Below are 23835 nucleotides of genomic sequence, written 5' to 3'. Positions count from 1 at the left end.
CCATCCCGGCCACTTCCCAGCCCCGCCCCGGCCGTGAAGGAGCACCGATGACGACCCAACTCCCGCGCCCCGATACCCTCTCCCCCGCCGCCCTGGCCGCGCTGCAGGCCCGCTTTGGCGAACAGCTGAGCACGGCCCAGGCGGTGCTGGACGCCCACGGACGCGATGAGAGCCGTCAGGAATCTGCCCTGCCCCACGCGGTTCTGTTTGCGCTCAGCGAGGCGGACGTGGTGGACGCGCTGCGGCTGGCGGGTGAATACCGTTTTCCGGTGGTGCCCTTCGCGGTGGGCAGCAGCCTGGAAGGACAGGTGGTCCCGGTGCGTGGCGGCCTCTCGCTGGACGTCTCCGGCATGAACGCGGTGCTGGACGTGCAGCCGGGCGGCTTCCAGGCCACCGTGCAGCCGGGCGTGACCTACCCGGAACTGAACCGGCAACTGCGCGCACGCGGGCTGTTCTTTCCGGTGGACCCCGGCGCGGAGGCCAGTCTGGGCGGCATGGCCTCCACCAATGCCAGCGGCACGGCCGCCGTGCGCTACGGCACCACCCGGGACAATGTGCTGGAACTGCGGGTGGCCCTGGCCAGCGGCGAGGTGATCCGGGTGGGCAGCAAGGCCCGCAAGACGAGCGCCGGCTACGACCTGAAACACCTGTTCATCGGTGCGGAGGGCACCCTGGGCGTGATCACCGAGCTGACGGTGAAGCTATGGCCGCTGCCGGCCCATCTGGTGGTGCTGCGCGCCCATTTTGAGAGTGTGGGCGCCGCCGCCGAATGTGCGGTGGGCATCATGGGCGCGGCGCTGCAGCCAGAACGCCTGGAACTCATTGACGAACATCAGATCCACGCCGTCAACGTCCACAAGGGCACCGACTTTCCCGAGGCCCCAACACTATGGATCGAGCTGGCGTCGCCCAGCCGGACGGCGCTGGACGAGGCCCTGCAGCTGTGCCGCGAACTCGTCACAGACGCTGGAGGGCAGGGCCTGCACGCCGCCCACAGCGCCGAGGAACGTGCCCGGCTGTGGGAAGCCCGGCACCACGCGTATTACGCGCTGACCGCGCTGCACCCCGGCCACGTCAACCTGACCACCGACCTGTGCGCGCCGCTGCACCACCTGCCCGCGCTGGTGGACTTCACCCGGCGCGAGGCCGACCGCGCGGGGCTGCACGCCAGCCTCGTGGGACACGTAGGAGACGGCAATTTTCATGTGCTGTTGCACGCCCCGCCGGACGACACGGCCACCTGGGAAAAAATCCGGGCCGTGTACGACGCCATGATCACCGAGACGCTGGCCCGGGGCGGCACCTGCAGCGGCGAACACGGCGTCGGGCTGCACAAGCGCGCCTATCTGGCCCGCGAGCACGCCGACACGCTGGACCTGATGCGCGGCCTGAAACAGCTGCTGGACCCCCGCGGCCTGCTCAATCCCGGCAAAATCCTGCCGTAGGCGGCGCTGCGGACGGCCTGCCCGATGGCGTTGCGGTCCTCAATTGCGCCGCAGCCCGTGCGCTACGCTTGGCCCGAATGATCCGCGTTCTTCCCCCCCAGGTGGCCCGCCTGATCGCGGCGGGCGAGGTCGTGTCACGGCCGCTGGACGTGGTGCGTGAACTGCTGGAGAACGCGCTGGATGCCGGAGCCAGCCGCATTGAGGTGGAGGTCGAGGGCGGCGGCCTGGACGGCATCAGGGTGCGTGACAATGGCGGCGGCATCGCTGCGGACAGTGTGGCCCTGGCGGCCGTTCGGCACGCGACGAGCAAGCTGGAACTCGAAGTGGCGTCGGTCGAGCATGTCACCACCCTGGGCTTCCGGGGCGAGGCGCTGTGGGCGGCGGCCCAGGCCGGGGAGCTGCACCTGATCACCCGCCCCGCCGCGCAGGTGGGCGCGTGCGTGGTGCAGGCGCATGGCGAGGACGTGCAGGTCTCGCGCACCTCCGCCCCGGCCGGCACCACCGTGACGGTGCGCCATCTGTTTGCCCGGTTGCCCGCCCGCCTGCGCACCCAGGCGCCGGCGACCACCGAGGTGCGCGAGATCACGGCCCTGTTCGGACGGTACGTGCTGCACCATCCGGGGCTGCACTGGCGCCTGACCGTGGACGGTGAGCCGCGGCTCACGCACGCCCCCGCCGATCACCGGGGCGCGGTGGCGAGCGTCTACGGGCCGCTGAGTGCCAACCGGGTGCTGCGGGTCGAGGCCCAGGGCAACGTCACCGTGCGCGGCGTGGTCTCGCGCCCCGAGCTGACCCGCGCCCGGCGCGACCGCATGCACTTCAGCGTCAATGGCCGGCCCATCCTCGCGCCGCCTGAGCTGGAACGGGCCGTGATCGAGGGCTACGCCGAGTTGCTGCCGGGCGGCAGCGCCCCGCTGTGCGTGCTGGACCTGAGCGTGCCGCCCGGCGATCACAACCCCAATGTCCACCCGGCCAAATCGGTGGTTGCCCTGGCTGATCTGGCCGGCGTGGCCGCCCGCGTGCGTGAGGCGGTGGCCGCCGCCCTGGCCCAGCATCCGCTCGCCCGCGCCGCGCCCGCGCTGAGCGCGCCCACCCTGCCCTCACAGGCACCCACCCACGACTCGTTTCCCCGGCTGACGCTGGTGGGCATCTATCAGGAGCTGTACCTGCTTGCTCAGGGCGAGGGGGACCTGTGGGTGGTGGACGCCCACGCCGCCCACGAACGCGCCCTGTACGAGCGCTTGACCCGCGAGCTGACGGACGCTCCACCCACCGAGCTGCCCGAGCCGGAGCTGCTGCACCTGACCCCGGAACAGCTTGCCGCCCTGCATGAGCGTGCCGCCGAGCTGCACGGCTGGGGGCTGATCCTGGAGGACTTTGGCGCGGGACTGGCCCGGCTGCGGACCCTGCCCGCTGCGCTGGCCGCCCTGAGCGTGCCCCGGCTGCACGAACAGATCGTGGAGGCCGCGCTGGGCCAGGGCCCGGACCCGCGCCGCGAGGTGCTTGCGCGGCTGGCGTGCGCCCCCGCACTCAAGGCAGGCATGATTGACCACGCGCGCGGCGCGGCGGTTCTGGATGCCCTGATGGCCTGCGACCACCCCTGGGCCTGCCCGCACGGGCGGCCCACCACCCTGCGCCTGTCGGAGCGCGATCTGGCCCACGCCTTCGGGCGGCGCGGCGTGCGCGACGTGGCCCGGGGGCGAGACGCCGAGCCACAGCCGCAGGGGGAGCGGCCGGTTTAAGTCCTCAGCGGGGCCGCACCGCCAGGTTCAGGGCGGCGCGGCGGGCGCTGGGCAGAGCCGCGTCGGCGCTGCGGTACAGCACCTTGCCGCGGGCGTCCACGATCTCGGCGCGGACAACGTACTCGTGCGTGTCCGACAGACGCACCGGGTTGTACACCAGCTGATACGGCGTGCTCAGCCGCGTGGTCCCGAAGGACACGTCGAGCAGGATCCTGGCTGCCGTGGTGTCCAGCACCGTCACGCGGACCTCGCTGCCGGCGGGCAGACGCAGCGCACTGCCGTTGGGTCCAGTTACGCGCCCCTTGATCTCGCTCCAGCCGCTCGGCACATCCTCGCCGGCGTAGCTGGCCGCCATGCTCACCGCCGGCGCCTTGGCCGGGGTCAGGGTCACGTTGCCGATCTGGGTCTGGGCGGGCGCTGTGGTCAGCAGGCCCAGGGTGATCAGGCTGAGGGCAGTGGTCAGAACTCGGTTCATGCGGTCATGCTGAGGGATGTCTGTGATCTGTTTGTGATGACCTCTTCATTCACTGCGCACACACCCGGTCCATTCACCCCGGGCTGACCCTTGCCCGAGCCATGCGTTTCAATGGGGAGCATGACCGTCTTCACCGCACCCCTGAGCCACCACGCCGACGCCGCCGCGCACCTCTCGCACGACCCGACGATGCGCGAGGTGATCGCGCGCAACGGCGACCTGCCCGTCCTGACGCCGACCTCCGACCCCTTTGGCACGCTGATCCGCTCGGTGGGGGGACAGCAGCTCAGCGTGAAGGCCGCCGCGAGCATCCACGCCCGGCTGCTGGAACGGCTGGGTCCCCTGACGCCCGGAACCCTGCTGCGCACCCCCGGCGAGGACCTGCGGGCGGTGGGCCTGTCGTGGGCCAAGGTGAGGACCGTGCAGGCCATTGCAGAGGCGGCCCAGGACGGCACGGTGGATTTTGCTCACCTGGCCGCCCTGCCGGATGAAGCCGTCGTGGACGAGCTGCTGCCGCTGCCCGGCATCGGGCGCTGGACCGCAGAGATGTTCCTGATGTTTGCCCTGGCCCGGCCCGACGTGTTCAGTTCCGGGGACCTGGCCCTGCGCCAGGGGCTGGCGCGGCTGTACCCCGGCGTGCCCGCTCCCGACGTCACTGCCCGCTGGGCCCCCTACCGCACGCTGGCGGCGCGTTATCTGTGGGCCGACAACCACCGCGTCCGGGCGGGCGGAGCGCCGCTGACCGGCTGAGGGGTCACAATTCCGGCCGCTGTATTTCCGAGTGCGGCGCTTCTGGCTGCTGCGCCTCACGCTTCAGCCACTCCGCATAGGTCACGCGGTCCACCTGAAATCCGTCGCGGGTCCGGGTGTACCCGCCCCGGCCCCCCATGCGGCCGATCAGGTCCAGCGCCGCTGTGTCCAGGTGATGACGCCCGGCATCCAGCACGGCGTCGGCGCGCAGGCTCAGGCCCAGCACCTCGCCCAGGATGACGCGGGTATGTCCAATCACCACGGTCTGTACCTCACGGCACTCCAGCGTGGCGGGGCTGGCGGTCACGCGCGGCACCGCAATCTTTTTTCCCGCCTCCAGCGCGATGTTCAGCGTGACCGGCTCGCCCATGCCGTGCGGAAATTCGGTGGCGGTGGCATTCATAGCTGCGGCGAGATCAGCGCTGACCAGATTCACGCTGAACTCGCCGCCCGCCGCAATGTTCAGGGCGGTGTCCTTGGGAGTACCGTTCGGACGGTCCCCGGGCGCAAAGGCCACCACCGGCGGGTCCGAGCCCATCAGTCCGAAGAAGCTGTACGGGGCCAGGTTGGGGACGCCGCCCGGACCCAGCGTGCAGACCCAGGCGATGGGCCGCGGCACCACCGTGGCGGTAAGCAGCTTGTAGCGCGCCCCGGCGGGCAGGACCGTCAGGTCAAAGTGCGTGAAGGCAGGCGAGGTCATGCGCCAGGGTAGCGGGCCGGGGCCCGAGCGTGCCGTATGAACGGGCCCATGCTCTAGCATGGCGGCGTATGGGCACCGAATCCCCGACCCCCTCCTACCGCGAGGCCTACGCGCGGCTGTCGCGCATCGCCGCTGAACTGGAAAGCGGCGATGCGGACCTCGACCGCGTGCTGCCGCTGCTGGAAGAGGCCCGCGAGGCCTACGCACAGTGCCGCGAGCGCATTGAGGCGGTGCGCGCCGTGCTCGCCGGCGACTGGGCCGACGGGCCCCGGACGGTGGAAGACGCCGGCACCGGGGACACCGACCCGGACGACCCGGAGGAATAACCCTACAGCTCGCGCAACGCCTCGGAAATGCTCTTTCCGCCCGAGGTCACCTCGAAGGTCCGGCCCACGGTGGAGGGCAGGTGCAGGCACGCCAGGACCACGGCGGCCACGTCGTCGCGCGTGGTCCTGCCGCCGGGCAGCGACCGCCCGACCGTGACCTGCCCGGCGCCGGGGTCATCGGTCAGGCCGCCGGGACGCACCACCGTCCAGTCCAGGGCGCTGCGCTGCACCCGCCCGTCCGACTCCGCCTTGACGCGCAGCACCGCCTGCAAGAAGGGCGGCATCTGCTCGGGCCGGTCCACGCCCACGCTGCTGACCGCCACCAGTCGGCGCGGGCCGCGCTCCTCCAGGGTCTGCACCAGCTGAATCAGGGCGTCGCCGTCAATGGCCTGAAAATTTCCACCTGCCCCCGCCCCCGCCGCCCAGACCACGGCGTCCGCGCCGCTCAGCACGGGCTCCCACCCAGCACTCAGGTCGCCCAGGACCGGCTCGGCGCCGTACAGCGCGAGCATGTCGGCCTGCTCCTGGCGGCGCACCAGTCCGCGCACCGCGTATCCCGCTCTGGTCGCCTGGGCCACCACCCGGCGGCCCACACCGCCCGCCGCGCCGATCACTGCAAGGTTCATGCCTGCCAGCCTAAGCCCCGCGTCCCTGGAAGTCTGCGGACACGCGGCTTGGGGTGGGCGTATTCTTCTCCTCATGAGCGACGCCGCCCAGTCCGATTCCACAGGCACCGCCGCCCCGGTCCCCGGTCGCGCGGTTCCGCACGCACCGGAGGGCAGGCGACGCCCGGAACCCGCCCCTCCCCACGTCAATCCGCTGGTGTACCGCGCAGTGGTGGCGGTGACCTATCTGCCGGTGGTCTTCAGCGGCGCGCATCTGGAAGTCCACGGGCGCGAGCACGTGCCCCCGCCCGGAACCCCGCTGGTGATCGCCTCCAACCACCGCTCGAACCTGGATCCCTTTCTGGTGGCACGCGCGCTGCCGCCGGGCCGGTTCCTGCAGTTCATGGCCAAAAAGGAACTGTTCGTGCCGGTCATCGGGCACATCATCAGTGCCGGGGGCAGCTTTCCGGTGGACCGCACCGGCAACGATTTGGCCGCCGTGCGCATGGCCGTGCGGATCCTCAAGGGCAACGGCACGGTGGGCATCTTTCCGCAGGGCACGCGCGGCGGCGCGGCGCTGCAGGGCGGTGTGGCCCTGATCGCCGCCCGGGGACGTGCCCCGATTCTGCCCGCCGGCATCAGCCGCGACGGGGACCGCTGGATCGTGCGTTTCGGAGAACCGATCTCGGCGCAGGGCGGCATCAAGGCGGTTACCGGCGAGCTGGGCGAGCGCCTGCTGGAGCTGGCCCAGCCGGTGGGCGACCGGCTGTGACCTTCCGGGGCGCTCCGCTGACCTATACTCGGCGGTGACGGGCGTGGGGGAAGCCGGTGACTGCCCTGCAAACGGGCACATTCCGGCACTGTCGCGCAACGGTAAGCCGCTCCTGGGGAGGGGCAAGTCCGAGCACCTGCCCCGTCCACGGTCCTGAAGACTTCAGAACCGTGAGGCTGACCTCTCGCGGAAGGAGGGAACGCTCGGGCCGGGTTCGGGGTGACCGAACCACACGTGCCGGACGGTTCTGCTTTCCGCCCCTGATAACGGGGCGGTTTTTCTATACGTGGGCGGCAGCGAGGAGCAACCATGAAAGCTTTGCTGACCCTTTCCATTTCTGTGATGACCCTGGCCGCGGCCGGGGCGGCGGGCGCCACCAGCTATCCCCTGACCCTCACCGACGACCTGGGGCGGACCGTGACGTTGCGGGCCGAGCCGCAGCGCATCGTGAGCCTGCTGCCCAGCGACACCGAGACGCTGTGCGCCATCGGAGCCTGCAGCAAACTGGTCGGCGTGGACGACTACAGCGACTACCCGCAGCAGGTGACCAAGCTGCCCAAGGTGGGCGGTCTGTACGATCCCAAGATCGAGGCCATCGTGGCGCTCAGGCCCGATCTGGTCCTGGTCAGCAAGTACGGCAAGCTGGAAGGACCGCTGTCGCAGGCGGGCATCACCGTGATCGCCGTGAATCCCGAGACCTACGAGGAGGTCTTCACCAAGACGCTGACGCTGGGCCGGATCGTGGGCCGCGAGACGCAGGCCAAGAACTTGGTCACGCAGATGCGCCGCGACATTGCGCGGGTGGAGATCCTGACCAAGAACGCGGTCCGCAAACCCACCGCCTACCTGGAAATCGATCCCACGCCGTACAGCGTCGGCCCCAACTCGTTCATGGGGGTGCTGCTCACCAAGGCAGGGGCGCGCAACATCATCCCCGCGAGTATGGGCGACTTTCCCAAGGTGGACCCCGAGTTCATCGTGAAGGCCAATCCGCAGCTGATTCTGGGCGTGGACCGCAAGACCGCCGCCGCCCGCCCCGGCTGGAGCACGCTGGCCGCCGTCAAGTCCGGTCAGACCCTGGACCTGCCCGGCGATCTGGGCCAGCTTCTGTCGCGTCCTGGCCCCCGGCTGCCGCAGGCGCTGCTAGGACTCGCGAAGATCGTCCATCCGGAACTGTTCAAGTAAGGAGGGTGGGTCGTGGTGGGTGATGGGTGGAAGAACAGGGCGGACCCCGGGCCGCGTCCGGCGCGCGCCACACGGCGGGGACCACGCACCCTGATCCCGCTGCGCACCGCGCTGCTGGTCGCCCTGCTGCTGCTCGCCGTGGTGCTCGGGACCGGACTGGGCAGCGTGACCATCGCGCCGGGTGAGGTGCTGGGAGCGCTGTGGTGTGGGCTGAGCCGGCCCCTGACCGGCGCAGAACTCGCCGGCAACGACGTGATCGTGTGGCAGATCCGCCTGCCGCGCGTGATGATGGGGGTGCTCGTAGGAGCGAGCCTGTCGGTGTGCGGCGGGGCCTTTCAGGGCGTATTCCGCAACCCGCTGGCCGATCCCTACCTGCTGGGGGTGGCGAGCGGCTCGGCGCTGGGGGCCACAGTTGCCATCGTGGCGGGCTGGCCGCGCGCGCTGATTCCGGTCACGGCGCTGCTCATGGCACTGGCCGCGGTGGCGATCACCCTGGCCCTGGCCCGCGAGGGCCGGCGTTTTCCGCCCACCCGCCTGATCCTGGCCGGGGTGGTGGTGGGCAGCGTCCTGAGCGCCGCCACGACCGCCCTGATCCTGCGCGGCGAGGACCGGGCGCGGCAGGTGCTCGCGTATACCCTGGGGGACCTGGGCTTCAGCGGCTGGCACGATGTGCTGACGGTGCTGCCCTACGCCACGCTGGGCTGCGGCGCCCTGCTGCTGCTTGCCCGCGCGCTGGACACCCTGCAGCTCGGGGACCTGACTGCCCGCTCGCTGGGCGTGCCGGTCGAGCGGCTGCGCCTGATCGTGGTGCTCGCCGCAAGCGTCGCCACGGCGGGCGCGGTGGCCTATGTGGGCGTGATCGGCTTCGTGGGGTTGATCGTGCCGCACATGGTCCGGCTGGCCTTCGGCGCGGGACACCGCACCCTGCTGCCGCTCTCCGCGCTGCTTGGCGGTTCGCTGCTCGTCTTCGCCGACCTGCTCGCGCGCACCACGCCGCTGTCGCAGGTGGGCATCGTGACCACGCTGCTCGGCGGCCCGTTCTTCCTGTGGCTGCTGCGGCGGGAGAGGGGGGCGTGAGGGGGATGGATCTCCAACCCGACACGCCGGTCCGGTCCGGCCCGCTGGAGGCCGCCAACCTGCACGTTCACGCCGGCAGCTTCCCGGCAATCCGGGGTGTGCAGGCCCGCTTCGAAGCAGGCTCCTTCTCGGCGGTCATCGGGCCGAACGGTGCGGGCAAAAGTACATTGCTGCGCGCGCTGCTGGGCCTGAACAGGCCGGAAGCGGGCGAGGTCCGCCTGTTCGGGCGGCCGCTGGCCCACTGGAGCCGCCCCGAACGGTCGCGGGCGCTGGCGTACCTGGCCCAGAGCGAGGAGCTGCCCGGAGACACCCGGGTGCGGGACGTGGTCGCTCTGGGACGCGGCGCGGGCGACTGGCGGTTCGGGCTGCTGCCCGGCCGGCCGTGGACTGCGGCCGATGAGGCGGCGGTGGACAGCGCCCTGGCCCGCACCGACACCCGCCGCTTCGAGGCACGCCGGGTTTCGGAACTCTCGGGCGGCGAGCGGCAGCGGGTCGCCCTGGCCCGTGCACTGGCCGGTGAGCCGCGCTTCTTGCTGCTGGACGAACCCACCAACCACCTGGACCTGGCCTACGCGCTGGAGGTGATGCGCTACCTGCGCTGCGAGGTCGCCGGCGGGCTGGGGGTGGTGGCGGTGCTGCACGACCTGAATCTGGCCTCCCGGGCCGACACGCTGCTGCTGCTGCACCAGGGGAAGGTGCTCGCCGCCGGAGCTCCACACGAGGTTCTGACGCCCCAGAACCTGCTTGCGGCCTACGGCGTGCGCGTCAGGGTGGTCCGCGATGCAGACCGGCTGCTCGTTATCCCCGAGGATTGAGGGCAATGCCTCCCAGATACTTCAAGACCTCCGGCCACCTGCTTGTCTGTCAGGGCCCGAACTGTCAGGCCCGCGGCTCGGCGCTGCTGTACAAAGCCCTCTGGAACCATCTGGAACGCGCCTCGCTGGCCTACTACAAGACCGGCGGCAGCGTGCGCCTGACCGAAAGCGGCTGCCTGGGTTCATGCAGCTTCGGCCCCAGCGTGTGCGTGTACCGCCAGACGGCGGCGGGGCTGGAGGAGGGCTGGTACGCCGCCGTGGACTTCCCGCAGGCCGCCCGCCTCGCCCAAACCGTGCATGACGGGGCGGCGCTGCCGGAAGAGGGCCGCTACGGCCCGGAGCCGGCGCCGCAGGAAACTGCGGTGCGCGGCGGGCGCTAGCCCGGAACGGAACGCCGGCGCTCCTGCCCGCCTGTCCTTACCCCCGCACCACTTCCAGAATCTTTTCGCCGTACTTGCGCAGCCGCTCGGGCCCCATGCCCTTGACCGCCTTCAGGTCCGCCTCCGTGTACGGCACGCGGCGGGCGATCTCGGCCAGGGTGGCATTGCTCGCCACGATAAAGCGGCTGATTTCCTGGCGCTTGGCCTCGGCGTTGCGCCACTCGCGCAGGCGCGCGTAAACGGCAGCCTGTTCGTCGGTCAGGTCGGTGGCGGGGTCTTCGCGGGCGGCGGGCAGGTCGGGAGGCAGCACCACCGGGGTTTCGTCTGCCGGAGCAGCGTCGTAGGTCGGTTCTGTGCGCTGCTCTGCGCGTTGCCCTGTGCGCTGCGCCCGCCCCCTGCGGCCCTCCTCCTTTTCTCTGGGGGCGTCAGGCTCTTCGCCGGGGCTGTGGTCGGCCTGATGGCGCACGTCCGGCACGCCCGCCTCCAGGGTGCTGGAATCCGGACCGGAGCTGATCGGGGTGGGCAGCCGCACCGGCGGGTGGCTCAGGTCGCTGTAGACGATCTCTGGCTCCCAGATCTCCTCGGCGGAGCTGGGCACCATCGACTCGGCCTCTGCCGGCTGCTCCGGCGCGGCGCTGGCGTCCGGGGAGGACTCGAACACGAACCGTTCAGGAGCCGGACGGGCAGGGGCGTCGGGCTCGCTGGGCCGATCGGTCTGGTCGGGCTGGTCCTCACGGCGGAAGTCGCCGCGCCGTCCGTCCGGCCTGGAGTCGCGCCGCCCACCGCGGTCCCGGCGGTCGTCCCGGCGGCCAGAACGGGGCTCCCCGTGCTCACGGCGGGGCGTCTCTGGTGCGCCCTGGGCCGGGGTGTGGTCCTCCTTGCGAGCGTCTCCTTCGCCTGCGTCTCCTTGGCTTGGGCCGTCGCTCACCGCGCCGTGCGCCATGCGCTCCAGCAGGGCCAGGGCCGCGTCCGGCTCTTCCAGGCCCGGCGTCAGCAGCACTCCGGCAGGCACACTGCGGGTGGCCGCGAGGACCCCGCCCAGCGGCTGATCGGTATCGGGTGCGGCGTCGGGGGCGAGCAACAGCGCGGTGGGTCCGGCCGGCTGGGCCGCCCCGCCCAGGCGGTCGGTCAGGGCCGCCACGGTGCGGGCGGCGCGGGCCAGCCGCAGCGGCAGGGTGGCCACGTCACGCAGGGCCAGCGCCACGCTCAGCTCACTGGGCGGACTGGTCACCGGGTCAGGAGTTTGCCCCGCACCAAACAGCACGGCCAGCGGCACATCGCCGTGCCCGGTCAGAGTTGCCCCGTCGCGGTACACGATCAGGTCTGCCCCCGCCTGCAGCCAGCCTCCCCCCGGTGCCAGGGTGGCGTCGGCGATCACGCGCACCCCGGCGCGGCGGGCTCGCTCCAGGTCGGCGGCCTCGGGTTCCAGCAGCCACACTCCGCGCGCTCCGCGCCAGTCGCCGTCCAGCGGCGCGGCGGCGAGGCCGGCCACCGCCAGCAGGTCGCGGTTCAGGCGCAGGCGGGAATCCACCCGCAGCGTGCCCTGACCCAGCATGGCGGCCAGTTGCCGGGCCAACGCCGCCTCGCCGGGCAGCAGCAGCCCCCACTCCGCTCCTTCCAGCGCCGCGAGCGCCCCCGCGAGTCGGGCGTGCGGATCGCCGCGTTCGGCGTGCAGGCGCACCAGTCGGGCATCGGGACGCGAATGTCTGGAATCAGTCATGCGACCTATTGTGCCGCACGGACGCGCAAAACATCACGGCCCATCTCCATCGCCCCTTCAGGCGGATCCCGCAGCGCCATGTGAAGGGGAGGATCAGGCCGCAGTGGCCCGCCCTCCCCCGTATGTTGATGATGTTGGTGCTGCGTGCTTACTTGCGCTGGGTCATCGAGGCCAGGATGCGGGCAAACACCTCATCCTGGGTGCCCACGCCGTCCACATGCGCCAGATGGCCGCGCGCGCTGTAGTAATCGATCAGCGGCTGGGTCTGCTCGCGGTACACCTCCTGGCGGTGGCGGGCCACTTCCTCGGTGTCGTCGCTGCGGACCGAACCCCCACTCTGGGCCGCCTGCCGTCCGCGCTCCACGATGCGCTCAATCAGCAGTTCGGTGGGCACTTCCAGCAGCGGCACCGCATTGACCGGCGCGCCCAGTTCTTCCAGCAGCATGTCCAGTTCCTGCGCCTGCGCCTCGGTGCGCGGAAAGCCGTCGAAGATCACGCGCACGTGTTCCATGTCGGCCAGACGGTCGCGGATCAGGGCCATCAGGATCTGGTCGGGCACCAGCTTGCCCGCGTTGAGCAGGGGCGCCACCTGCTGGCCCAGCGGCGTGCCGCGCTCCACGTGGTCGCGCAGGATGTCCCCGGTGCTGATCTTGACGAGATCCTGCTCACGGGCCAGCCGCTCGGCCTGCGTGCCCTTGCCGGCTCCGGGCGGACCCAGGAAGATGACGACTTTGTTTTTCGGTTGAGTCACTGTTTCCTCCGTTTCTGGCCCCCAGCTTAATGTCTGGGAGCGTCTCTTGCCCCACCCTGCCCAGCCCACCTGCGGGTCCGGGCATCCAACGCAGAAACCGCCCCCAGAGCAGGCAGGCGGTTTCCAGGCCGGTAACGGCGCTCAGTTGTTCAGGCGTCCGCGAATGCGGCCCTTGCTGATAAAGCCGTCGTAGCGGCGTACGGTGAGCTGCGCTTCGAGCTGTTTGAGGGTCTCGAGCGCCACCCCCACGATGATCAGCAGACCGGTGCCGGAAAACTGGAAGGTGGTGATGCCGGTGATGCGCTGCACGATCTGCGGAATGATGGTCAGCACGACCAGGAAGATCGCGCCCCACAGGCTCAGGCGGCCGCTGATGCTGCCCAGGTAATCGGCGGTGGGGTTACCAGGCCGCACGCCGGGAATGAAGCCGCCCGCCTCGCGCAGCTGCTCGGCAATGCGCTTGGGGTCGAACTGCACGCTGTTGTACAGGTACGTGAAACCGAAGATCAGCGCGGCTTCCAGCGCAATGTACAGCGGCTGCCCGAACACCAGGTTGGAGCTGATCCAGGCATTCACGCCCGGCGCACGGGTCGCCGTGGCGCTGGCGATCAGGTTGGGAATGATCAACATGGCGCTGGCGAAGATCACCGGAATCACGCCGGCCTGGTTGACCTTGATGGGCAGCCAGGTGGCCTGTCCTGCTCCGCCGCCGCCCGCACGGGCCGTCGCTCCGGTCGGTGCGCCGCCGCGTGCACGGGCGTAGGTGACCGGCACCCGCCGTTCGCCCTGATACACGTACACAATGCCGGCGATGGTGATCAGGATGATCGCAATGAATGCGAGCAACGAGAGCAGCTGCACCTGATCGGTGCTGAACAGCTGCGCGGTCGCCGAGATCTCACGCGGGTACGCGGCGATGATGCCCGCCGTGATGATTAGCGAGATCCCGTTGCCCACGCCCACCTCGGTGATGCGCTCGCCGATCCACATGGTAAAGGCGATGCCCGCCACCTGGGTCAGCACCATCACCAGAATCGTGAACAATCCTGGCGTCCAGCCCACCGCGATGTAGGCCGGGTTGCTGGTAATAAACAGCGAGAAGAACAGCGCCTGCACCGCCCCCAATCCAACAGCGGCGTAGCGGGTGAACTGATTGATCTTCTTGCGGCCTTCCTCACCCTCCTTGCTCAATTTTTCCAGAGCAGGGATGGTGGTGGTCATCAGCTGAATCACGATGCTGGCCGTGATGTACGGCAGCACGCCCAGCGCGAAGATCGAGAACTGCGAGAGATTGCCCCCCGAGATCATGCTGATCAAGCCGAACAGGCCGCCCGAGTTCGCTTGACTCAGGGCGGCGCTGTTGACGCCTGGGGTGGGGATGGCGCTCCCCAGGCGATACACGGCGAGGAGCAGCAGGGTGAAGACAATCTTCCGCTGAAGATCCGGAATCCGGAACGCGTCGCGGAAGGCGCGCAGCATGTTACTCGGCCTTCTGGGCTTCGGTGGTCTGGGTCTGAGGCAGCACGACGCTGCCGCCCGCGGCTTCCACCGCTTTGATGGCGGCTTCGCTGGCGGCGTCGACGTGCACCGTCACGGCGCGCGTCAGCTCACCGCTGGCCAGCAGTTTGACCGGACGGTTCTTGCGGCGCACCAAGCCCGCGAGTTCCAGCGCGGTGCGGTCGAAGGTCTCGCCCTGAGCGGCGTCGAGCTGCGACAGCTTGACGATCTCGTAGGTCGTACCCACATTGTTGAACCCGCGCTTGGGCAGGCGGCTGATCAGGGTGCTGCGGCCACCTTCAAAGAAGGGACCCTTGCCCGCGCCACTGCGCGACTTCTGGCCCTTGTGGCCACGGCCGGCGGTCTTGTCGGTGCCGCCGGGGCCACGCCCGACGCGCTTCCTGTTCTTGCGGCTGCCCTCGGCGGGCTTCAGGTCGTGAAGTTTCACGCTTCCACCTCCAGCAGGTGCTGAACGGTCCGGACCATCCCGCGCACGGCGGGCGAGTCGCTGACCTCACGGCTGTCGCCGATTTTGCGAAGTCCCAGCGCCTTGACGGTGTCCACTTGGTTCTGCGGACGGCCGATGATGCTGCGCTTGAGGGTGATCTTGATGGCTTTGGTGGTCACAGGCTACCTCCCGCCTCCGCCGCGCCAGCTTCGGTGGTGGCCGACTGGGCCGCGGGGGTCGTGGTGACGGGCTGGGCCGTGCGGGCCTGCACTTCGGTGCCGCGCAGAGCGCGGACCTGCTTGGCAGTCCGCAGGTTCTTCAGGCCGTCGAACACCGCGTAGGCCACGTTGACCTTGTTGCGGCTGCCGAGTTCCTTGGACAGCATGTTGGTGATGCCGGCCAGTTCGGCGATCGAGCGCGGCACGGTGCCGGCAATCACGCCGGTACCGGGACCCGCAGGCTTGAGCAGCACGCGGCTGGTGCTGTTGATGCCCACGATGTCGTGCGGAATGGTGCCGTTTTCCACGGGCACCGAGATCATGTTCTTGCGGGCAATGCTCTTGGCCTTCTCGATGGCCACCGGCACTTCCTTGGCCTTGCCGATGCCCATGCCCACGCGACCGTTGCGGTCACCCAGGATCACAAGCGCGGCGAAACGGAAACGGCGTCCGCCCTGGTAGGTCTTGGAGGTGCGGTTGACGAACAGCATCTTTTCTTCGAATTCGCTGCTCTCACGCTCCGCGTTGCGGTCATTTCTGCGATTAAAAGTCAAGGCCACCCTCCCGCGCCGCGTCTGCGAGCGCTTTGACGCGTCCGTGATAACGGTACTGACCACGGTCGAAGACCACCTGGGTCACACCCTTGCTGGCAGCGGCTTCGGCCAGGGCCTTGCCCACTGCAGCGGCGGTTTCAGACTTGGTGCCCGTCTTCAAGGCGGCGCTGCTGGCCGCAGCCAGGGTGGTGCCGCTGGCGTCGTCGATGATCTGGGCGTAGATGTGCTTGCTGGAGCGGAACACGCTCAGGCGCGGACGCTCGCCAGCGGCGACGCGCACCTTGCGGCGGGCGCGCAGCTTGCGGCGCACGACATTGGCATTCGAGGCGGCCATTATTTCTTCCCTTTCCCGCCCGTGGCTCCGGCCTTACCGGCCTTCAGGGCGATCTTCTCACCGGCAAAGCGCACACCCTTGCCGTGGTAGGCGTCGGGCTTGCGGACCTTGCGGACGTTGGCGGCCACCTGGCCGACGAGCTGCTTATCAATGCCGCTGACGTCGATCTTGGTGGGTTCAGGCACGGCGAAGGACACGCCGGCGGGCGGATCAATCACGACCGGGTGGCTGTAACCGATGGTCAGTTCCAGCGCCTTGCCGTTCAGCTTGGCACGGTAACCCACGCCACGCAGCTCCAGGTTGATGGTGAAGCCGTCGCTGACGCCCTTGACGGCGTTGGAGACCAGCGTGCGGGTCAGGCCGTGCAGGGCGCGGTGACGCTGCTGATCGCTGGGACGCTCCACGAGCAGCTGGTCGCCGTCGTGCTTGATGGTCAGTTCGGGGTTGTAGGGAACGGTGAGTTCGCCTTTGGGCCCCTTGACCTTGAACACGCCAGCGCTGGCGCTCAGGGTCACGCCGCTGGGCACGGCGATGGGTTGTCTACCAATTCGGGACATAGTGTCCTCCTTCAGTCCTTAAGTCAGCAGCCGCAGTGGCCCTGAGGTCAGGTTGAGATACTTCGATCAGCGGATTACCACAGAACGCAGATGACTTCGCCGCCCACGCCTTCCTTGCGGGCTTCGCGGTCTGGCAGCAGGCCCTTGGAGGTCGAGACGACGGCCAGGCCCAGGCCGCGCTGAATGCGGGGCAGGTTCTCGGCGCTGACGTAAGCGCGGCGGCCCGGACGGGACACGCGCTCGATGTGCTTGATGACCTGCTCGCGCTTCTGACCGTATTTCAGGGTCACGCGCAGCACGTCGAACTTCTGGCCCTCGGGAACCAGACGCTCGTAGGAGGCCACGTAGCCTTCCTTGACCAGCAGCTTGGCCAGTTCTTCTTTGAACTTGGAAGCCGGGATATCCACGGTCTCCTTGAATGTGCGCGTCGCGTTGCGAATACGCGTGAGCATGTCAGCGATGGGATCACTCAGCATGGTTCCTCCGGGGGCATACGCCGCGACTCACCGATGTTCGTCGCTGAGGCGGCAAGGCGCAGAGGCCCCGGTAGCTGCGCCGCACCACCTGTCTGGTGGCGGGCACGGTTCTCCCCATTCGGAATGTGGTTTCGCGGCGGTCCACACAAGCAGACAAAAAGGCCACGAACGCTTCTTCTGTTGGGTCTTGATCCACACACCGGACGATCACCACTCAAAAGCGAGTCGGTTCGTATCCGGCCGAGGGGGCGGAAAGGATCGCCCGGGGACACGGTCCCACAGGGCGCAAGAGGGTTTACCAGCTGCTCTTTTTCACGCCGGGCAATTCGCCCTTATGTGCCATCTCGCGGATGCAGATGCGGCACATGCCGAAAAAGCGGTAGTAGCCACGGGCGCGGCCACAGCGGGAGCAGCGGCTGTAGTTCTGCACGGCAAATTTATGGCCGCGCGCAGCCTTCACAACTTTCGAGGTATTCGCCATAAGTTCCTTTAGCCCTGCACTTACTTGCGGAAGGGCAGGCCCATCGCCTGGAGCAGCGCACGGGCTTCTTCGTCGGTCTTCGCGGAGGTCACGATGGTGATGTCCATACCGCGCACCTTGTCCACCATATCATAGGTGATTTCCGGGAAGATCAGCTGCTCTTTGATTCCGAGGTTGTAGTTGCCCCGGCCGTCAAAAGCGTTGGGGTTGATGCCGCGGAAATCGCGGATGCGGGGCAGGCCGATGTTGATCAGCTTTTCCAGGAACACGTACATGCGCTCGCCGCGCAGCGTGACCTTGATGCCCACCGGCATGCCCTGACGCAGCTTGAAGTTGCTGATGCTCTTCTTCGCCTTGGTCACGATGGGCTTTTGCAGGGTGATCAGGCCCAGTTCCTTGGCGGCCTTATCGATGGCCTTGCTGTCTTCCTTGCTGCTGCCCAGACCCTCGTTGATCACGATCTTCTCGATGCGGGGCACGGCCATCACGGAGGAGTAGCCGAACTGCTGCATCATCGCGGCCTTGACCGTTTCGTTGTACTTCTGCTTGAGCTGTTGCATGTGCCTACCTTTCGGGCGGACGGGTCGCCCAGGTCACGCGCGGGGCGTGACCCTGAAATCAGTCGATGTTCTTGCCGCTCGCCACGGCAACGCGGACCTTCTTGCCGTCCACGATCGCCTTGCGGATGCGGGTGGCCTTGCCGGTCTCGGGATCGACCACGGCGACCTTGCTGGCGTGCAGGGCCAGCTCGCGCTGTTCCTGGCCGCCGCTGGGGTTGCTGGCGCTGGGCTTGACGTTCTTGGTGACCATGTTGACGCCTTCCACAACGACCTTCTGGTCGCGCGGCAGAGCGAGCAGCACTTTACCGGTCTGGCCCTTGTGCTTGCCGCTCAGAACGATGACGTTGTCACCCTTCTTGACGTGCAGCTTGTCGTTGTGGTGGCTTCCGGCGCTGGGACGGGGCATTACAGCACCTCCGGGGCCAGGGAAACGATCTTCATGAAGCGGCGGTCGCGCAGTTCGCGGGCCACCGGTCCGAAGACGCGCGTGCCGCGCGGTTCGCCCTGGTTGTTGATGATGACGGCGGCGTTCTTGTCAAAGCGGATGGTGCTGCCGTCGGCACGCTTGATGGCGTGTGCGGTGCGCACGACCACGGCCTTGACCACGTCGCCGGACTTGACGGTGCCGCGGGGCGCGGCGTCCTTGACGCTGGCGACGATGATGTCTCCCACGTGGGCGTAGCGCTTGTTGCCGCCGCCCCCGGTCGTCAGGCCCTTGCCGCCGATGCCGCTGTTGAGCACGCGGATGCACATGATCTCGCGCGCGCCGCTGTTGTCGGCCACGTCGAGGCGGGACTGCGGAAGAATCATGCCTCACCCCCGGCCAGTTCGGTCTCTACGGCCGTGGTCTCGATGCCGCGGGGGCGATCGATCAGGCGCGTGACCTTCCAGGTCTTGGTCTTCGAGATGGGACGCACGGCGATGATCTCCACCTGGTCGCCCAGCTTGTACTCGTTGTTCTCGTCGTGCGCGGCGTACTTGTGGCTGCGCGTGACGACCTTGCCGTACAGGGGGTGGGCGAAACGGCGCTCGACCTTGACGCTGACCGTCTTGTCGGCCTTGTCGCTCACAACGACGCCCGTAAAGGTCTTCTTCATGCCTGCTCTCCCTGCCCGCTCTGGGCAGTGCGGCCCTGCTCACCACGGATGGTGTTCAGCTGGGCGACTTCACGGCGGAGCTGGCGGACGCGGTGCGGCTGGGCCAGGTTGCCCATGGCCGCCTGGAACCGCAGTTCCATCAGTTCCTTCTTGCGGGCCTCGATTTCCGTCTGGAAATCCTCGGCCTTCAGCTCACGCATTTCACTGGGCTTCATCGTAGACCTCGCGCTTGACCATCTTGGTCTGGATGGGCAGCTTGTGACCGGCCAGGCGGAAGGCTTCCTTGGCCTGGACCTCGGTCACGCCGGAGACCTCGAACATCACGCGGCCCGGCTTCACGACGCTCACCCAGAACTCCACGGCACCCTTCCCCTTACCCATTCGGGTTTCGGCGGGCTTCTTGGTCACGGGCTTGTCGGGGAAAATACGAATGTAGATCTTGCCGCCGCGGCGGAAGTGGCGGCTCATCACGATGCGGCACGCCTCGATCTGGTTGCTGCGGATCCACGCGGGTTCCATGGCCACCAGGCCGTAGTCACCAAACGCGACATAATCGCCGCCCTTGGCGTCACCGGTCATCCGGCCGCGGTGCTGCTTGCGGTACTTGGTACGCTTCGGAAGAAGCATCATTCACCTCCAGGGCGACGGCGCCCTGCGGCGGGACGGCGGCGGTTGGGACGATCCCCGTCTTCACGGCGGCGGTCGTCGCGGCGCGGCGGGCGGGCCATGGTCTCGGTCTTGCCCCCGATCACTTCACCGTTGAACACCAGGACCTTGATGCCCAGGATGCCGTAGGTGGTGCGGGCCAGCGCGGTGCCGTAGTCGATGTCGGCGCGCAGGGTGTGCAGCGGCACGCGGCCTTCAAGGACCTTCTCGGTGCGGGCCTGCTCGGCTCCGCCCAGACGGCCGGACAGGATGATCTTGACGCCACGGGCGCCCGATTCCATCACGCGCTGCGCGGCCTGCTTCATGGCGCGGCGGAACGCGAAGCGGCGCTCGATCTGCTCGGCGATGCGCAGGGCGACCAGCGGGGCGCTGATGTTGGGGTTGGGGATCTCGGCGACGTTCACGGCCACCGTACCCGCCGACACCACACGCTCGATGTCGCCGCGCAGCTGCTTGATGCTGTCGCCGCCCTTCCCGATCACGATGCCCGGCTTAGCGGCCGAGATGATCACGTTGACCTGCTGACCAGCGCGCTCGATCTCCACGCGGGCAATGCCGGCGGCAGACAGCTTCTTGTCAATCAGGTTGCGGATCTTCTCGTCTTCCTTGAGCAGGCCGGCGTACTGCTTCTTGCCGGCGTACCAGCGGCTGTTCCAGCCCCGGGTAATGCCCAGGCGGAAGCCGTTCGGGTTGATTTTATTGCCCATTATTTACGCCCCTTGCTCTCGCGCTCGCCCACGATGATGGTGATGTGGCTGGTGCGCTTCTTGATGATGTTGGCGCTGCCGCGTGCGCGGGGAATCAGGCGCTTGAGGGTGGGGCCGGCGTCCACGTAGGCTGCCGTGATCACCAGACGGTCTTCTAGCATGTCGTCGTTGTGCAGCGCGTTGTGCTTGGCGCTGTTCAGCACCTTGGCGACCGGCTCGGAGGCCGCACGGGGAATGAAACGCAGCAGGGCTTCGGCGTCGCTGACGCTCTTGCCACGAATCACGTCCACGACCAGACGCACCTTGCGGGGGCTGATGCGCACGTACTTGGCCAGCGCGTAGCCGGGACGGCGCAGTTTGACCTGCTGCTTGCGCTGCTTCTTGTTGCGGAACTGGGTCTGTTCAGGAGCGGTCATTTCTTCTTGCTCCCCTTGGCGCTCTTCTCCGAGCCGTGACCACGGTAGCTTCGGGTGGGCGAGAACTCACCGAGCTTGTGGCCGATCATCTGCTCGTTGACGAAGACCGGAATGTGCTGCTTGCCGTTATGGACGGCGATGGTGTGGCCGATCATCTCGGGCACGATGGTCGAGCGCCGCGACCAGGTCTTGATCACGCGCTTATCTTTGCGGTCGTTCTGGGTGTCCACCTTCTGCAGGAGGTGATCGTCCACGAACGGGCCTTTCTTCAGGCTACGGGGCATAAAGAGCGCCCTCCTTACTTCCCGCCGCGGCGGGTGATGATGAAGCGGTCCGAGATCTTGCGCTTCTTGCGGGTCTTGAGGCCCTTGCTGGGCTGACCCCACGGAGACACGGGCACGCGGCCTGCGCCGGTACGGCCTTCACCACCGCCGTGTGGGTGATCCACCGGGTTCATGGCGCTGCCTCGCTGATGGGGCTTGCGGCCGAGCCAGCGGCTGCGTCCGGCCTTACCGAGGTTGATGTTCTTGTGCTCGGCGTTGCCGACCGTACCGATGGTCGCGTAGCACTCGCTGTGCACGCGGCGCAGTTCGCCGCTGGGGAGGCGCAGGATCACGTAATCGCTTTCCTTGCCCTGCACCTGAATGCTCGTGCCGGCGCTGCGGGCCAGCTGCGCGCCCTTGCCGGGAACGAGTTCCACGCTGTGCACCACCGCGCCGACCGGCACGAAGCGCAGCGGCAGGGCGTGGCCCAGCTTGGGCTCGGCTTCGGGACCGGCATTGACGGTGGCACCCACCTGCAGGCCCTCGGGGGCCAGGATGTAGCGCTTCTCGCCGTCGGCGTAGTGCAGCAGGGCGATGCGGGCGCTGCGGTTGGGATCGTACTCGATGGCCGCCACCTTGGCGACCACACCGGACTTGTCGCGGCGCTTGAAGTCGATGATGCGGTACAGACGCTTGTGGCCGCCGCCGATAAAGCGGCTGGTGATGCGGCCGCGGTTGTTGCGTCCGCCGGACTTGGGCAGCGCGGTAGTCAGCGCCTTTTCCGGACGCTTCTTGGTCAGGCCGCTGAAGTCGGCGGTCGTCATCTGACGGCGCGACGGGGTATACGGACGGTACTTTTTAATCGCCATGTTCAGATCTCTCCTTAAGCCTGGCCTTCGAGTTGCTCGATGCGCTGGCCTTCGGCGAGACGAACCACGGCCTTCTTGCGGTCATTGCGCTGGCCCATGAAGCGGCCCACGCGCTTTTGCTTGCCGCGCACGTTCATGGTGCTGATGCCGATCACGCTGACGCCGAAGGCGCGCTGGATGGCGCTCTTGATCTCGGTCTTGCTCGCCTTGGGGCTGACCCAGAACGAGTAGACACCGCGTTCCATGCCTGCGTAGGCCTTCTCGCTGATCACCGGCTGGTGAATGATGTCGTAGTAGCTCATGCGACTTCTCCCCCGGCCTGTTCGTCATCCTGGGCCGGTTCCAGCGCCACCGCGTCAATGATCAGTCGGTCGTGACGCAGGATGTCGTAGGCGTTCAGGCCAGCGACGGGCAGCACGGTTGCCCACGGCACGTTGCGTGCCGCCTGGCGGGTCTGCACGTCGTCGGTGACGACCAGGACGCTCTCGGAACCGTTCATGCCGTTGTCGGCTGCCCAGCTCACGAAGCCCTTGGTCTTGCCGTCGAGGCCAAAGCCGTCCACGGCGAGCAGCTTGCCTTCCTGCTGACGGTCGGCCAGGGCCATCGCCAGGCCCAGCTGACGCACCTTGCGGGGCAGGGTGTAGCCGTAGCCGCGCGGCTTGGGCCCGAAGGCCACGCCGCCGCCCACGAAGGTGGGAACACTGCGGTCGCCGTGACGGGCGTTACCGGTGCCCTTCTGGCTGTACATCTTCTTGCCCGACGCGCTGACCTGCGCGCGGGTCTTGGTGCTGGCGGTGCCACGGCGGCGGTTGGCAAGTTGCCAGGTCACCACTTCGTGCAGCACGCCCGCGTTGGGTTCGGGCAGTTCCAGGCTGATCTGACGACCGCCGTTCTGACCGATCACGTTGATCTGCGCCATGCTTATTTGCCTCCCTTGGCAGCCTGGCGCAACACCACGAGACCGCCGTTGGCCCCGGGAATCGCACCCTTGACCAGGATCAGGTTCTCGTCGGCGCGCACTTCAACCACTTCGAGGTTCTGGACGGTGATGCGGTCCATGCCCATGTGGCCGGCCATGCGCTTGCCCTTGTACACGCGGCCGGGCGTCTTGCGCTGGCCGATGGAGCCGGGACGGCGGTGCCACTTCTTGGAGCCGTGGCTGGCCGGACCGCCCTTGAAGTTCCAGCGCTTCATAACGCCCTGGAAGCCCTTGCCCTTGCTGGTGCCGGTCGCGTCGATCTTCTCGCCTTCGGCGAAGATGTCCACGCTGACGGTCTCGCCTTCAGGATTGAAGTCGCGGAACTCGCGCAGGAAGCGCACGGGAGACACCCCGGCCTTCTTGAAGTGACCCATGGCGGGGCGGTTCACGCGCTTCTCGCTCTTGGGCGAGAAACCGATCTGCACGGCCTCGTAGCCGTCGCTCAGCGCGGTCTTGCGCTGCACGACCGGGCAGGGACCGGCGAGCACCACCGTCACCGGAACGGCGCGGTCGCCCTTCCAGATCTGGGTCATGCCGATCTTGGTGCCGAGCAGGCCCTTCATGCGCGGCCTCCCACCGTCTTGATCTCGATGTCCACACCGGTGGGCAGATCGAGGGTCATCAGGCTGTCGATGGTCTTCTTGGTGGGGTTCATGATGTCCACCAGGCGGTTGTGCGTGCGGATCTCAAAGTGCTCGCGGCTGTCCTTGTTCACAAAGGGCGAGCGCAGCACGCAGAAGCGGCGGATGCGGGTAGGGAGCGGCACTGGGCCGCTCACGTCCGCCCCGGTGCGCCGGACCGTGTCCACGATCTTGCTCGCGGACTGGTCCAGCGCCTTGTGGTCGAAACCACGCAGTTTGATGCGAATCTTCGGGGCAACCATTGCTATTACTCCAGGACCTTGGTAACGACGCCGGCGCCGACGGTGCGGCCACCTTCGCGGATGGCGAAGCGCAGGCCTTCTTCCATG

The 23835-nt window shown here is 68.3% G+C and carries 37 protein-coding genes and 1 riboswitch; of the genes, 9 read left to right on the top strand and 28 right to left on the bottom strand.

The window, feature by feature from the left end; genetic code table 11:
* Positions 1-47 precede the first annotated feature (47 nt).
* The gene (locus IEY21_RS05440) at positions 48-1445 is read left to right on the top strand and encodes an FAD-binding oxidoreductase (protein WP_188902171.1); all 1398 of its coding nucleotides are present in this window, start codon (positions 48-50) and stop codon (positions 1443-1445) included.
* A 77-nt stretch (positions 1446-1522) separates the two neighbouring features.
* A complete protein-coding gene (mutL, locus tag IEY21_RS05435; RefSeq protein WP_188902169.1) occupies positions 1523-3187 on the top strand; it encodes a DNA mismatch repair endonuclease MutL in 1665 nt (554 codons plus the stop codon).
* A 4-nt stretch (positions 3188-3191) separates the two neighbouring features.
* Here mutL and IEY21_RS05430 read toward each other — a convergent pair whose 3' ends face one another.
* Positions 3192-3662, bottom strand: a complete 471-nt coding sequence (locus IEY21_RS05430) for a YbaY family lipoprotein (RefSeq protein ID WP_188902167.1) — start codon at positions 3660-3662, stop codon at positions 3192-3194.
* Between the two features lie 120 nt (positions 3663-3782).
* Between IEY21_RS05430 and IEY21_RS05425 the strand changes: the two genes are divergently transcribed.
* Positions 3783-4412 carry a DNA-3-methyladenine glycosylase family protein gene (locus tag IEY21_RS05425; RefSeq protein WP_229752907.1) on the top strand — a complete coding sequence of 210 codons (630 nt, stop codon included), beginning with the start codon at positions 3783-3785 and terminating at the stop codon, positions 4410-4412.
* Between the two features lie 4 nt (positions 4413-4416).
* On the opposite strand, the gene IEY21_RS05420 is transcribed toward IEY21_RS05425, so the two are convergent.
* Positions 4417-5112, bottom strand: a complete 696-nt coding sequence (locus tag IEY21_RS05420; RefSeq protein ID WP_188902164.1) for a flavin reductase family protein — start codon at positions 5110-5112, stop codon at positions 4417-4419.
* A 68-nt stretch (positions 5113-5180) separates the two neighbouring features.
* Here IEY21_RS05420 and xseB point away from each other — a divergent pair, with 68 nt between their 5' ends.
* Positions 5181-5438: an exodeoxyribonuclease VII small subunit gene (gene xseB, locus IEY21_RS05415; RefSeq protein ID WP_188902162.1), complete on the top strand. Its 258-nt coding sequence runs from the start codon at positions 5181-5183 to the stop codon at positions 5436-5438.
* A gap of 2 nt (positions 5439-5440) precedes the next feature.
* Here xseB and IEY21_RS05410 read toward each other — a convergent pair whose 3' ends face one another.
* Positions 5441-6064, bottom strand: a complete 624-nt coding sequence (locus tag IEY21_RS05410; protein ID WP_188902160.1) for an SDR family oxidoreductase — start codon at positions 6062-6064, stop codon at positions 5441-5443.
* A 73-nt stretch (positions 6065-6137) separates the two neighbouring features.
* On the opposite strand from IEY21_RS05410, the gene IEY21_RS05405 reads away from it, so the two are divergent.
* The 5 genes from IEY21_RS05405 to IEY21_RS05385 all read left to right on the top strand — a co-directional run bounded on the left by IEY21_RS05405 (position 6138) and on the right by IEY21_RS05385 (position 10272).
* Entirely contained in the window at positions 6138-6815 is a 678-nt protein-coding gene (locus IEY21_RS05405) for a lysophospholipid acyltransferase family protein (protein ID WP_188902158.1), read from the top strand.
* A 23-nt stretch (positions 6816-6838) separates the two neighbouring features.
* A riboswitch (cobalamin riboswitch) is annotated at positions 6839-6973 on the top strand.
* 151 nt (positions 6974-7124) lie between these two features.
* The gene (locus IEY21_RS05400) at positions 7125-8000 is read left to right on the top strand and encodes an ABC transporter substrate-binding protein (RefSeq protein ID WP_188902156.1); all 876 of its coding nucleotides are present in this window, start codon (positions 7125-7127) and stop codon (positions 7998-8000) included.
* A gap of 111 nt (positions 8001-8111) precedes the next feature.
* Positions 8112-9077 (top strand): FecCD family ABC transporter permease, encoded by a 966-nt coding sequence (locus IEY21_RS05395; RefSeq protein WP_308424821.1) that lies wholly within the window; start codon positions 8112-8114, stop codon positions 9075-9077.
* 5 nt (positions 9078-9082) lie between these two features.
* Positions 9083-9892: an ABC transporter ATP-binding protein gene (locus IEY21_RS05390; RefSeq protein WP_188902154.1), complete on the top strand. Its 810-nt coding sequence runs from the start codon at positions 9083-9085 to the stop codon at positions 9890-9892.
* A gap of 5 nt (positions 9893-9897) precedes the next feature.
* The gene (locus IEY21_RS05385) at positions 9898-10272 is read left to right on the top strand and encodes a (2Fe-2S) ferredoxin domain-containing protein (RefSeq protein ID WP_188902152.1); all 375 of its coding nucleotides are present in this window, start codon (positions 9898-9900) and stop codon (positions 10270-10272) included.
* A gap of 37 nt (positions 10273-10309) precedes the next feature.
* On the opposite strand, the gene IEY21_RS05380 is transcribed toward IEY21_RS05385, so the two are convergent.
* From IEY21_RS05380 to IEY21_RS05260, 25 genes are all read right to left on the bottom strand, one after another.
* A complete protein-coding gene (locus IEY21_RS05380) occupies positions 10310-11992 on the bottom strand; it encodes an HRDC domain-containing protein (protein WP_188902150.1) in 1683 nt (560 codons plus the stop codon).
* 148 nt (positions 11993-12140) lie between these two features.
* Entirely contained in the window at positions 12141-12743 is a 603-nt protein-coding gene (locus IEY21_RS05375) for an adenylate kinase (protein WP_188902148.1), read from the bottom strand.
* Between the two features lie 141 nt (positions 12744-12884).
* Positions 12885-14222, bottom strand: coding sequence for a preprotein translocase subunit SecY (secY, locus tag IEY21_RS05370; RefSeq protein ID WP_188902146.1), 1338 nt, complete (start codon positions 14220-14222; stop codon positions 12885-12887).
* A gap of 1 nt (position 14223) precedes the next feature.
* Positions 14224-14688: a 50S ribosomal protein L15 gene (gene rplO, locus IEY21_RS05365; RefSeq protein WP_188902144.1), complete on the bottom strand. Its 465-nt coding sequence runs from the start codon at positions 14686-14688 to the stop codon at positions 14224-14226.
* A complete protein-coding gene (gene rpmD, locus IEY21_RS05360; RefSeq protein ID WP_188902404.1) occupies positions 14685-14852 on the bottom strand; it encodes a 50S ribosomal protein L30 in 168 nt (55 codons plus the stop codon). Before rpmD ends, rplO begins: the two co-directional genes overlap by 4 nt.
* An 11-nt stretch (positions 14853-14863) precedes the next feature.
* A complete protein-coding gene (rpsE, locus tag IEY21_RS05355; protein WP_188902142.1) occupies positions 14864-15460 on the bottom strand; it encodes a 30S ribosomal protein S5 in 597 nt (198 codons plus the stop codon).
* A complete protein-coding gene (gene rplR, locus IEY21_RS05350; RefSeq protein WP_188902140.1) occupies positions 15450-15794 on the bottom strand; it encodes a 50S ribosomal protein L18 in 345 nt (114 codons plus the stop codon). The genes rpsE and rplR overlap by 11 nt, the downstream gene beginning before the upstream one ends.
* Positions 15794-16351, bottom strand: coding sequence for a 50S ribosomal protein L6 (rplF, locus tag IEY21_RS05345; RefSeq protein WP_188902139.1), 558 nt, complete (start codon positions 16349-16351; stop codon positions 15794-15796). The genes rplR and rplF overlap by 1 nt, the downstream gene beginning before the upstream one ends.
* A gap of 74 nt (positions 16352-16425) precedes the next feature.
* Complete coding sequence (rpsH, locus tag IEY21_RS05340) at positions 16426-16827, bottom strand: 30S ribosomal protein S8 (protein WP_188902137.1); 402 nt, start codon at positions 16825-16827, stop codon at positions 16426-16428.
* A gap of 295 nt (positions 16828-17122) precedes the next feature.
* Positions 17123-17308, bottom strand: coding sequence for a type Z 30S ribosomal protein S14 (locus IEY21_RS05335; protein ID WP_012693992.1), 186 nt, complete (start codon positions 17306-17308; stop codon positions 17123-17125).
* Between the two features lie 20 nt (positions 17309-17328).
* On the bottom strand, positions 17329-17868 hold the full coding sequence (gene rplE / locus IEY21_RS05330) for a 50S ribosomal protein L5 (protein WP_188902135.1): 540 nt from the start codon (positions 17866-17868) through the stop codon (positions 17329-17331).
* Positions 17869-17926: 58 nt separating this feature from the next.
* Complete coding sequence (gene rplX / locus IEY21_RS05325) at positions 17927-18274, bottom strand: 50S ribosomal protein L24 (RefSeq protein ID WP_373290482.1); 348 nt, start codon at positions 18272-18274, stop codon at positions 17927-17929.
* Entirely contained in the window at positions 18274-18678 is a 405-nt protein-coding gene (gene rplN, locus IEY21_RS05320; RefSeq protein ID WP_188902133.1) for a 50S ribosomal protein L14, read from the bottom strand. Before rplN ends, rplX begins: the two co-directional genes overlap by 1 nt.
* On the bottom strand, positions 18675-18965 hold the full coding sequence (gene rpsQ / locus IEY21_RS05315) for a 30S ribosomal protein S17 (protein WP_188902131.1): 291 nt from the start codon (positions 18963-18965) through the stop codon (positions 18675-18677). Before rpsQ ends, rplN begins: the two co-directional genes overlap by 4 nt.
* Positions 18962-19180, bottom strand: coding sequence for a 50S ribosomal protein L29 (gene rpmC, locus IEY21_RS05310; RefSeq protein WP_188902129.1), 219 nt, complete (start codon positions 19178-19180; stop codon positions 18962-18964). Before rpmC ends, rpsQ begins: the two co-directional genes overlap by 4 nt.
* Entirely contained in the window at positions 19167-19592 is a 426-nt protein-coding gene (gene rplP / locus IEY21_RS05305; RefSeq protein ID WP_188902400.1) for a 50S ribosomal protein L16, read from the bottom strand. Before rplP ends, rpmC begins: the two co-directional genes overlap by 14 nt.
* Positions 19592-20338, bottom strand: coding sequence for a 30S ribosomal protein S3 (gene rpsC, locus IEY21_RS05300; RefSeq protein ID WP_188902127.1), 747 nt, complete (start codon positions 20336-20338; stop codon positions 19592-19594). The genes rplP and rpsC overlap by 1 nt, the downstream gene beginning before the upstream one ends.
* On the bottom strand, positions 20338-20754 hold the full coding sequence (gene rplV, locus IEY21_RS05295; RefSeq protein WP_188902125.1) for a 50S ribosomal protein L22: 417 nt from the start codon (positions 20752-20754) through the stop codon (positions 20338-20340). Before rplV ends, rpsC begins: the two co-directional genes overlap by 1 nt.
* Positions 20751-21038, bottom strand: coding sequence for a 30S ribosomal protein S19 (rpsS, locus tag IEY21_RS05290; protein WP_188902123.1), 288 nt, complete (start codon positions 21036-21038; stop codon positions 20751-20753). The genes rplV and rpsS overlap by 4 nt, the downstream gene beginning before the upstream one ends.
* A 14-nt stretch (positions 21039-21052) precedes the next feature.
* Positions 21053-21886, bottom strand: a complete 834-nt coding sequence (gene rplB, locus IEY21_RS05285; RefSeq protein ID WP_188902121.1) for a 50S ribosomal protein L2 — start codon at positions 21884-21886, stop codon at positions 21053-21055.
* Between the two features lie 14 nt (positions 21887-21900).
* Complete coding sequence (locus IEY21_RS05280) at positions 21901-22188, bottom strand: 50S ribosomal protein L23 (protein ID WP_188902119.1); 288 nt, start codon at positions 22186-22188, stop codon at positions 21901-21903.
* Positions 22185-22805 (bottom strand): 50S ribosomal protein L4, encoded by a 621-nt coding sequence (gene rplD / locus IEY21_RS05275; RefSeq protein WP_188902117.1) that lies wholly within the window; start codon positions 22803-22805, stop codon positions 22185-22187. Before rplD ends, IEY21_RS05280 begins: the two co-directional genes overlap by 4 nt.
* 2 nt (positions 22806-22807) lie before the next feature.
* Positions 22808-23428, bottom strand: a complete 621-nt coding sequence (gene rplC, locus IEY21_RS05270) for a 50S ribosomal protein L3 (RefSeq protein WP_188902115.1) — start codon at positions 23426-23428, stop codon at positions 22808-22810.
* On the bottom strand, positions 23425-23748 hold the full coding sequence (gene rpsJ, locus IEY21_RS05265) for a 30S ribosomal protein S10 (protein ID WP_014685998.1): 324 nt from the start codon (positions 23746-23748) through the stop codon (positions 23425-23427). Before rpsJ ends, rplC begins: the two co-directional genes overlap by 4 nt.
* Before the next feature lie 5 nt (positions 23749-23753).
* A partial coding sequence (locus IEY21_RS05260; RefSeq protein ID WP_188902398.1) for an EF-Tu C-terminal domain-related protein occupies positions 23754-23835 on the bottom strand: 82 nt, incomplete at its 5' end.

Source organism: Deinococcus aerophilus (assembly GCF_014647075.1).
Taxonomy (GTDB): domain Bacteria; phylum Deinococcota; class Deinococci; order Deinococcales; family Deinococcaceae; genus Deinococcus; species Deinococcus aerophilus.
Note: the sequence above shows the minus strand (reverse complement) of the source record. Positions and strands in the feature narration are given on the sequence as shown.